We start from the raw sequence: 8478 nt of genomic DNA on the forward strand, positions 1-8478 counted from the left end.
CCTCCGTGATTCGGCGTCACGGACAGAATCACGGCAGATTCATACGGGGCAATAGGCCCGCCGACGATGTGGGTAATCAAAAGCCTCGCCAGAGGCGTACTCCGATCCTGCGGCGCATGATCATGCGGCGGTCAGGATACCCTCCGGCGAAGGCCGCCTTGCGAGAGGATGGCACGGTAGCGAGGCTGGGCTCTTAAGGTCGTCCTTACGAGCGAAGTTAGCAGCACAGCATGAGCCATATGACGTTATTGACCGGGCCGGAGCGGCGGCGTCGTTGGAGTGAAGCGGATCAGTGCCGGATACTGGCGGCGGCATTCGCGCCCGGGGCCACAGTGGCGGCGGTGGCCCGTCAGTACGATGTCGCGACCAGCCTGATCTACAAGTGGCGCCGCACGATGAGAGCCCGCGAGACGGGCTTTGCCGAAGTTGTCGTGGCTCCCGATGAGCCTGTCGCCGTTTCGCGGCCGGCGGCATCCCCAGCGGTGATCGAGCTGGAGGTCGCCGGCAAGGTGCGGCTGCGGATTCCGCTGACCACGCCGCCAACACTGGCGGCAGCGATGGTGAAGGCGCTGGGCGTTTCATGATCCCGGTTCCGAGCCAGGTGCGGATCTGGTTGGCGGTCGGCCGGACCGATATGCGTCGCGGGATGCAAGGCCTCGCTCTGCAGGTTCAGGAGACGCTGGGCCGGGACCCGCATGCCGGCGATATTTATGTCTTCCGCGGCCGCAGCGGCAATCTGATCAAGATTATCTGGCATGATGGGCTCGGCATGTCGCTGTATGCGAAACGGCTCGAGAAGGGTCGGTTTCTATGGCCATCGCCGGCGGACGGCACGGTTTCCATATCACCGGCGCAGCTCGCCTACATGCTCGACGGGATCGATTGGCGCAACCCGCTTCACACGTTCCGCCCGCAGCGGGCGGGCTGAGTTTTTCTTTGAGTTTGCGCCATTTTCCGCGAGTCAGCGGACGCGTTTTATGATTCACTCCAGGGCATGGTTGCCACCGCCCAGGATGCTGTTCCGGACGATATTGGCGCGCTGAGAACAGCGCTGACCGCGGCGCTGGCCAGAGCCGAAGACGAGGCCGCGCGCGCTGCGCTGGTCGAGGCCGAACTGGCGGTCGCCAGGGCCAAGGCATCGGATGATGCGGCGCTGATCGCGCATCAGCATCTGACGATCCGGAAGCTGCAGCGGGCGCTGCATGGTCAGAGTTCTGAACGCTCAGCCCGCCTGCACGACCAGATGGAACTCACCTTCGAGGAACTCGAGAGCACCGCGACGGAAGACGAGATCGCCGCCGAACAGGCCGCGGCCCGGACCACCGAGGTGGCGCCTTACATGCGCAAGCGACCGGCGCGCCAGCCATTTCCCGAGCATCTGCCGCGCGAACGCGTGGTCGAGCCGGCGCCGGCCGCTTGCCATTGCTGTGGCGGTCATCGGCTGCGCAAGCTGGGTGAGGATATCACCGAGACGCTGGAGGTGGTGCCGCGGCAATGGAAGGTGATCCAGCACGTGCGGGAGAAGTTCACCTGCCGCGACTGCGAGACGATCAGCCAGGCTCCGGCGCCCTTCCACGCCACCCCGCGCGGCTGGGCCGGTCCCGGCCTGCTGGCGATGATCCTGTTCGAGAAGTTCGGCCAGCATCAGCCGCTTAACCGCCAGGCCGAACGCTATGCCCGCGAAGGCGTGCCGCTCAGCCTGTCGACGCTCGCCGACCAGGTCGGCGCCGGCGCCGCGGCGCTGATGCCGCTGTTCAAGCAGCTCGAAGCCCATGTGCTGGCCGCTTCGCGTCTGCACGGCGACGACACGACGGTGCCGGTCCTGGCCAAGGGCAAGACCGATACCGGCCGATTATGGACCTATGTGCGCGATGACCGACCGTTCGGCGGCGCCGATCCGCCGGCGGCAGTGTTCTACTATTCCCGCGATCGCCGAGGCGAACATCCCGCGGCGCATCTCGCCGGCTGGAGCGGCATTCTGCAGGCCGATGCCTTTGGTGGTTATGGCGATCTCTATGCGACGGGTCGTCAGCCGGCGCCTGTTCTGGAGGCCAGCTGCTGGGCCCACAGCCGACGCAAAGTGTTTGAGCTGGCCGATGTCGAAGCGGCGGCGCGCAAGAAGGCGCACGGCGAGAAGCCCAACCTGGTCTATCCGCTGGCGGTCGAAGCCGTGAAGCGCATCGATGCCCTGTTCGATATCGAGCGCGCGATCAACGGCCTGTCGCCGGCCCAACGCCACGCGGTGCGCCAAGAGCGGAGCGCGCCGCTGGTCACCGAGCTCGAGCGCTGGATGATCAAGACGCGCGACAAGCTCTCGCGCGGGCACGACCTGACCAAGGCCTTCAACTACATGCTGCGCCGCTGGTCATCCTTCACCCGGTTCCTCGACGATGGGCGGATCTGCCTATCCAACAATGCAGCCGAGCGAGCCCTGCGCGGCATCGCTCTCGGAAGAAAGTCCTGGCTGTTCTGCGGTTCCGATCGCGGCGGACAGCGCGCGGCCGTTCTCTACAGCCTGATCGTCAGCGCCAAGATGAACGATGTCGACCCGCAGGCCTGGCTCGCCGACGTCCTCGCCCGACTGCCCGCCTATCCGGCCCATCGGATCGATGATTTGCTGCCGTGGAATTGGAGATCCGCAAAATTGCGGACCCAACCAGCGGCGGCCTGATCATGCAGCGCAATAAGGTGCATCACGTCTACACCGTCGATCGTGTCGCCAGGGACCTCGGCGTCAGCGAAGCGCTCATCCAGGACCTGACCCTCGGTCTCGAGCCCGAGGACGGCGTCATCTGGGTCTACGGCGCCAACGATGACGACGGGATCTTGGCCTTCACCGATGAAGGCATCGAGGAGGTCAAACTCCTCCTCGAAGAATATCATCGCGTCTCCCCAAAGAAAGCTTGACCCCAGCACTCCGGTGCTCAGGTTCTCCTGGCCGCCGGATGCGCACGTCTGCGGTCTTCACCGGATGCGTACGCGGTCAGAGCGGCGACCCCGAAGAGACGAAGAGAAGCGAGTGACCTACGGGACAGAAAAAAGTGTAGGCGTGGCTTGACCTCAACGACTCCAATCAGAGAGGCTCTTAGCAAGTGCATCATCGACTTGAAGGCTCCTCCCGCGAAGCTCGACGATGCGACGACCTATGTCGCCGGTACCCGGCAACACATCTCTCTCCAAGCGCGAAGATGCTTGACGTACCAATAGCGATCAGACGAGCCTTCAGGTGGCTTGGTGCTCGTCAATGAGTTTTCTCACCCTCAACTTGCGGTGCATGTCAGCATGCGTCCAGCGCTCTCGCACATCCCCGCATTTGACCTGCATGTCCAGAAATACCCCTTTTGCTGCAGAAAGTTGCTCCACGGTTGACCTTTTCCCGGGGCCGCCTCCGAACTGCAGAGCGTCCCTGCACTCTTCAGGACTCGCTGGCAATACCTCACCGAGATGTTTGATCAACTCGCTTCGGCATTCAGACACGCTGCTATCCAGTGACAAGCGCCTGGCGATCTCGCCAAGCTTTGTGTGCGCTTCTCTAAAGGGAACACCTCGCGACGCCATTCGTTCGGCGGCAACGGCCGTCATAGATGAGCCGTCTTCCAGATTTTGACGCATCGACCGAATGTTGAAAGACATGAACTTCACGACTAGCGACGTAAGGATTAAGGCCCGCTTTAGTGCTTCCTCGGCAAGGCCTAGTGACGAGCAACCGTAGTTGCTTACCTCGATTGAGTTACTGAAAGGCGCTTTGCAGGTTGCAGCTGCTGAAGAAACGTATGCGCCAATCACGGTGCTTGCCGAGCCCTTGATGTGTTCAAGCAGAAACGGGTTCTTCTTTTGGGGCAGCATGGAAGAGCCGCCAGCAAGATTGTTAGGAACATCGATAAGCGCGTACTCTCGCGTGGTCCAAACTTGTAGGTCTTGGGCCACACGGCTGAGCAAAATTGAAACACCAGCGAAGACTGAAAGTCCTTGCAGGTGATGATCGCGGCTTGCGACAGCATCAAGTGAATTGAATGATGGCAGTTCGAATCCCAAAAGATTTGCTGTCATGGTGGGATCTATAGGCATGCTGGTGCCTCCGCCGGCACCTGCCCCCAGAGGGCAGTTCCGGATGTCGTCCAGCAGGCAGTGAAGGCGCTGGCGCTCGCGCGCCAGAGCGAAGAAGACGCCAAGCAGGTAGTGCCCTGGCGATCCGGGGAGTGCAATCTGATACTGACTGTACAACGGCGCGACAAGTCTCGATGCTTCATCCACTCGCCGAAGCAAGGCGTCTTGTGCAGTTCCGATCTGTTGAGAGATGGAACACACAGCTTCCCGAAGCACCAGGAGAGAAATGGTCGCGTTCAAGTCGTTGCGGGACCTCGCAAGGTGCAGCCAGCCAGCGTTTTCGGGGCCAGCTCTTGCGGCAAGTTCGGCCTCATAGGCCAGATAGACACCACGCGGAGCATCGCGGCCCTCCAAAGACTGAAAGCCCTCGTCCTGGAGGGCCAAGATGTGCTTGAGGAGATCGGCAGCCACTTTTTGGCTGACCAAGCCCTTGTCCGCGAGCATCACCAGATGTGCTTCGTCTATGGTTGCTTGGTACCGCAGAAGGCGACCATCACGCACAATTTCAATTGGCGGAGCGAGCAACTTCATCGCTTCGGGATGCAGGTTCCACTTGCTCTGGTTTGACCCGGCGACTTTCTTGTTATCCGATTCGCTAGCAGCCGACTCGGTATCGATCACAACGGAATCGATCATCCGTTCAGCTGCCGTGGCAGCGGCATTGAGTTCGTCAGCAACTCCTATGGCGTAGGCTACCCGGTCTCTGAAATCACCATTTATTTGAAGTTCCTCCCCCTCAGATTTCAGAAGACCCACCTCCGGCACTGTCGCATCTGGATCTTGAGAAAAGCTCAGATTTTTGAGCTTGCCGGGCTTAGCAGCGAGGCGGAAACGGATGGCTCCCGCTTTTGTGCTCGCTCGAAGCGGCGTGAACGCTTCCCTGGCGTAAAGTTTGATTATCATATCCAGGACTGACGTACCCAAGGCGTGCGAAAGCATGACTGGAATCATTCCTCCAGCCAGCCTGGGGTTGACCTCGATGATGACAGGGCCCCACTCGGTTATCACGAACTCCACATGAGCCGGTCCGAAATCCAGGCCCAGAGCCGACACCGCGCCCGCGGCAAAGGAGGCCAGTTCCTGGAGGGATGGCTCAGGAAGGGGGGCCGGAAAGTCGTGCCCTACCTCGACGAAGCAAGGAGTGGGACCCTTGTGCTTTGCAAGAATTCCAAGGCAATGCAGCGCGCCGTCGTGGGCAATTATCTCTGCAGAGTATTCTTTCCCCTCCACGTATTGCTGAACGAGGATGTCGGGACTGGTCAGTTCCACTTGATCCAACAGTGCGTTCTTTGCGCTCTCAAACGCCTTGATGGCGGCTGTGGCACTATCGCACAGCCGCACGCCGCTGCTACCGCTTCCGGACACTGGCTTCACAACCACCGGCAGAGTAAGATGGGCGAGAATGTTTTCTACGTCTCTAGCGCAAGTGGCCAGCCGAGTTTCAGGGATCGTGATTGATTGTCGGCGTAACTCCGCCGCCTGCTTCCATTTGTTCCGGCAGGTAGCGATAGCCTGCGGATTCGGTGCTGGTAAGCCCATTGCCGTGGCGAGACGTGACGCCGATTCCACAAAATAATCCGACGATGAATATATTCCTTCCACCCTTTTTAATTTGCCGGCGACACCGATAAGCTCATCCAAATTACGTGTGTCAGCTTCGATAATGTGAGCGAGGGAGTCCGTAAGAAACCGATAGCGCGCAGGATTGCGCGTAACGAGATACGGTTCAAAGCCTAGGACCCGGGCCCGCTTCATCAATAGTGCGCCAGTGCCCGTCGTGTTGCTTTCCACGAAAAGGAAGCTACCTCGGCTCATGAAACTTGCTCCAGAACGTTTAAGACCGCTTCCCGGCTTTTCCGTTTCCAAAGATATCGGTTCCATGGTGGGAGAGCCGTAGAGGGATGATTTTCGGTCGCCGGCGCATCCAGCAGATCGTCTTCATTTAGATTGCCGTTCTGCTTGAGCCACTCGCAGTCGTATGCAGCTTCCACGTAGCGGTGACCTTCATCCGGGCAAATGACGACTATGATCTCCTCTGGATACTGCCGAGCGCGCCACCGCCCCACGATGTAGCTTGCTCCCGACGTCGGACCGGCGAAAACGGCGTGCCGTTCGTGAAGTGTTCGCGTGGCAGCAAATGCGAGCGGAGCCGAGATGAGATGCACCTCGTCATACAGTTCATGCCGGACGTTCTTTGGGACAAGACTGTTCCCCAGCCCCCGCAGTTTGCGTTCGCCATCCTGTTGGCCGAAAATCACGCTATTGAAGGTGTCCACTCCGATCAGGCGTGCGCCAGGCGCTTTTTGGCGAAGGCGCTCTACCGTTCCACAAGTAGAACCGCCTGACCCTACAGACCCGACCAACGTTATGTCCGGGCCTACCATCTCCGCTAATTGGTCGGCGAAGAGCTTATAGGCTGCTGGGTTGTCGGGTGTTTCGTACTGCCGGGGCCAAAAACAAGATTGGCCCAACTGTCTCATCCTAGCGTCTAACGCATCGAGGCGGCTTCTTTGATGGCCACCCTGCTTCGCCTTTTCGGTTATCATAAAGACTTTGGCCCCCAAGGAGCCCAACCTGTTTTCCAGACCTTTGTCCATCACTGGGTCTGTGAAGATTTCCAGTTGGAATCCATATTCCCGGCAGACCACTGCTAAACCCAACGCGAAGGTACCGCTCGAAGTCTCGAGCACTGTCATGCCGTACGTCAGAGTCCCCCTAGCCAGCGCTTGCTCAATGATGTACTTCGCGGGAAGAAGCTTCATGAACGCGAACTGCGCAACATAAAGATTTGTCTCACACCTTATGATGCTGGGGAGGACATAGGCATCAGAGTAGCTGGAGAATGGCAGACGTTTGCGGAGAGCGTTCATCCTGCTTACCTCACGAACAGCCAGTCATGGTCAGATATATTTTTGGCGAGTCGTCGAACACCGATACGTGAGCGAACACGGACCGAAGCTTCCGTGGAAAGTCGGCCGCCATTCGATCAAGCAGGATTCCACTTATTGTGCCGCTGTGCGCGACTATGACCCCGAGAGCGTTATTAGCCTCGGATATTTTCAGCATCGAGCTCAGATGCTCCTTTGGAGCCCGCTCCTGATGCAAGAGCGCGCTGGCCGTAGCTATTCTGCCTATTTCGGCTGTGTCACCCTGCGGAACCGCTGTGCGTGCGCGGTCGAGTAATTCGTGATATTCTGCCCGTTGATTGGCGGAGATTTCACCTCGCCGTTGATCATAGTCGACGGTTTCCACCGTCCCTCCTTCATCGATACCCACGATTGCAAGCGGCGGCATTTGCCCAAGGAACGAGAGAAGGCGACATGCTCGCTGATGATATGCGACCACCCCTGGGTACATCACTCCGTCGGATGGCTCGATCTCCGCCATTAGTTTCTCGATCAAGGACGTGCGGATTCTACGGTTGAAGCAGCGCGCGATTGACCGTGCAGCCGCAACAAGATCCGCGGACGAACTTGCCAGTCCTTTGCCTTCAGGGAGTTCCGATTGCAAAAGCAGAATTCCTCCTGAGGCGCCAAGCGCACTCACGAGATTCTCAGCTAACTGTTTTGCTTTGAGTTTGTGGGATGGATAGACAGTCACGGATCGTGTGCCCGCAATCGGTGTGAAGAGAGCCCTCGCAAAGAGCGCGATCGGCATCGTGACCAGGAAGTGAGAATCTTGAAGAACGGAGCCCGCCGGCAGTTGGCCTTGCAGCAACTCGCCGAATGTACCGCAACAAAGAGCGCCACTGGAGTGAATCCTTGGCTCCTGCCCATCCTCGGCTGTGCTCTGGGCCGCGTCTGCGCCATCGAACGTCTGGTGATACATGTATGGCCTCCAAGCTTCATCGGCGGCCGCTTCAAGAAGTTCTCTCAGCGAAATGCTCGGGTCGCTTCCTGATAGGATGGGATATGTCGACTTTTGCATTTCCATGTTGCGTTCTGGTCATATGCATTGAGCGTGCTTCTAGCACGGCCGATACTCATCCGAACTGGCACGCGTTTCGGATTGGATATTTTTGAGTACCTGGGCGCCGTCGATCCGTTCGTCGAACATAGCATTGGCAGCGATTTTTTTCGCAAAGCTTCTATGAAATCACTTGTAAGGTCTGTTACGCTGTTGGTTGCTGGCTGCGAGGTGTGGAGCATCCGGCGAAACTCGTTGGGCGGGCGTGCAAGGGGCAAGGGGCGCCGCTTTTATCAGTGATCCTGCTTTGCCTGATTGGCCGTACGCCTCCGGTGAAGCTTTCGATTACCCACATCGTCGGCTTGATCCAATGGAGATGCCGAAGGCGATGTCGTGCAAGCAGGTCATGCCGCGCCAGACGACCATGTTGCCGGGACTCGGATCATGTTTGCGGGCGAGAGCCGC

General features: G+C 59.1%; 7 protein-coding genes. 4 read left to right on the forward strand and 3 right to left on the reverse strand.

The features are described from left to right. The first annotated feature begins 230 nt into the window (after window positions 1-230). From tnpA to NKJ28_RS32720, 4 genes are all read left to right on the forward strand, one after another. Complete coding sequence (gene tnpA / locus NKJ28_RS32705) at window positions 231-584, forward strand: IS66-like element accessory protein TnpA (protein WP_352572587.1); 354 nt, start codon at window positions 231-233, stop codon at window positions 582-584. A gap of 29 nt (window positions 585-613) precedes the next feature. Continuing rightward, window positions 614-928 (forward strand): IS66 family insertion sequence element accessory protein TnpB, encoded by a 315-nt coding sequence (gene tnpB / locus NKJ28_RS32710; RefSeq protein ID WP_352458905.1) that lies wholly within the window; start codon window positions 614-616, stop codon window positions 926-928. Between the two features lie 66 nt (window positions 929-994). Next, window positions 995-2671, forward strand: a complete 1677-nt coding sequence (gene tnpC, locus NKJ28_RS32715) for an IS66 family transposase (protein ID WP_352638567.1) — start codon at window positions 995-997, stop codon at window positions 2669-2671. Between the two features lie 2 nt (window positions 2672-2673). Beyond that, complete coding sequence (locus NKJ28_RS32720; protein WP_023731894.1) at window positions 2674-2907, forward strand: hypothetical protein; 234 nt, start codon at window positions 2674-2676, stop codon at window positions 2905-2907. Window positions 2908-3222: 315 nt separating this feature from the next. Here the strand turns inward: NKJ28_RS32720 and NKJ28_RS32725 are convergent, their stop codons facing one another. From NKJ28_RS32725 to NKJ28_RS32735, 3 genes are read right to left on the reverse strand one after another with little or no spacing between them, the layout of a single operon-like run. Further along, a complete protein-coding gene (locus tag NKJ28_RS32725; RefSeq protein ID WP_352638568.1) occupies window positions 3223-5922 on the reverse strand; it encodes a lyase family protein in 2700 nt (899 codons plus the stop codon). Further along, a complete protein-coding gene (locus tag NKJ28_RS32730) occupies window positions 5919-6977 on the reverse strand; it encodes a cysteine synthase family protein (protein ID WP_352638570.1) in 1059 nt (352 codons plus the stop codon). The genes NKJ28_RS32725 and NKJ28_RS32730 overlap by 4 nt, the downstream gene beginning before the upstream one ends. A 10-nt stretch (window positions 6978-6987) precedes the next feature. Beyond that, complete coding sequence (locus tag NKJ28_RS32735) at window positions 6988-7935, reverse strand: GHMP family kinase ATP-binding protein (protein ID WP_352638571.1); 948 nt, start codon at window positions 7933-7935, stop codon at window positions 6988-6990. Window positions 7936-8478: the final 543 nt, after the last annotated feature.

Origin of the sequence: Mesorhizobium sp. M0145 (genome assembly GCF_040322355.1) — a bacterium.
Classification (GTDB): domain Bacteria; phylum Pseudomonadota; class Alphaproteobacteria; order Rhizobiales; family Rhizobiaceae; genus Mesorhizobium.

What these genes read in the sequence shown, in the direction of transcription:
- tnpA (WP_352572587.1), top strand. Translation starts at nt 231, where the DNA reads ATGAGCCATATGACGTTATTGACCGGGCCGGAGCGGCGGCGTCGTTGG.
- NKJ28_RS32735 (WP_352638571.1), bottom strand. Translation starts at nt 7,935, where the DNA reads ATGTATCACCAGACGTTCGATGGCGCAGACGCGGCCCAGAGCACAGCC.
- NKJ28_RS32725 (WP_352638568.1), bottom strand. Translation starts at nt 5,922, where the DNA reads ATGAGCCGAGGTAGCTTCCTTTTCGTGGAAAGCAACACGACGGGCACT.
- NKJ28_RS32720 (WP_023731894.1), top strand. Translation starts at nt 2,674, where the DNA reads ATGCAGCGCAATAAGGTGCATCACGTCTACACCGTCGATCGTGTCGCC.
- NKJ28_RS32730 (WP_352638570.1), bottom strand. Translation starts at nt 6,977, where the DNA reads ATGAACGCTCTCCGCAAACGTCTGCCATTCTCCAGCTACTCTGATGCC.
- tnpC (WP_352638567.1), top strand. Translation starts at nt 995, where the DNA reads ATGGTTGCCACCGCCCAGGATGCTGTTCCGGACGATATTGGCGCGCTG.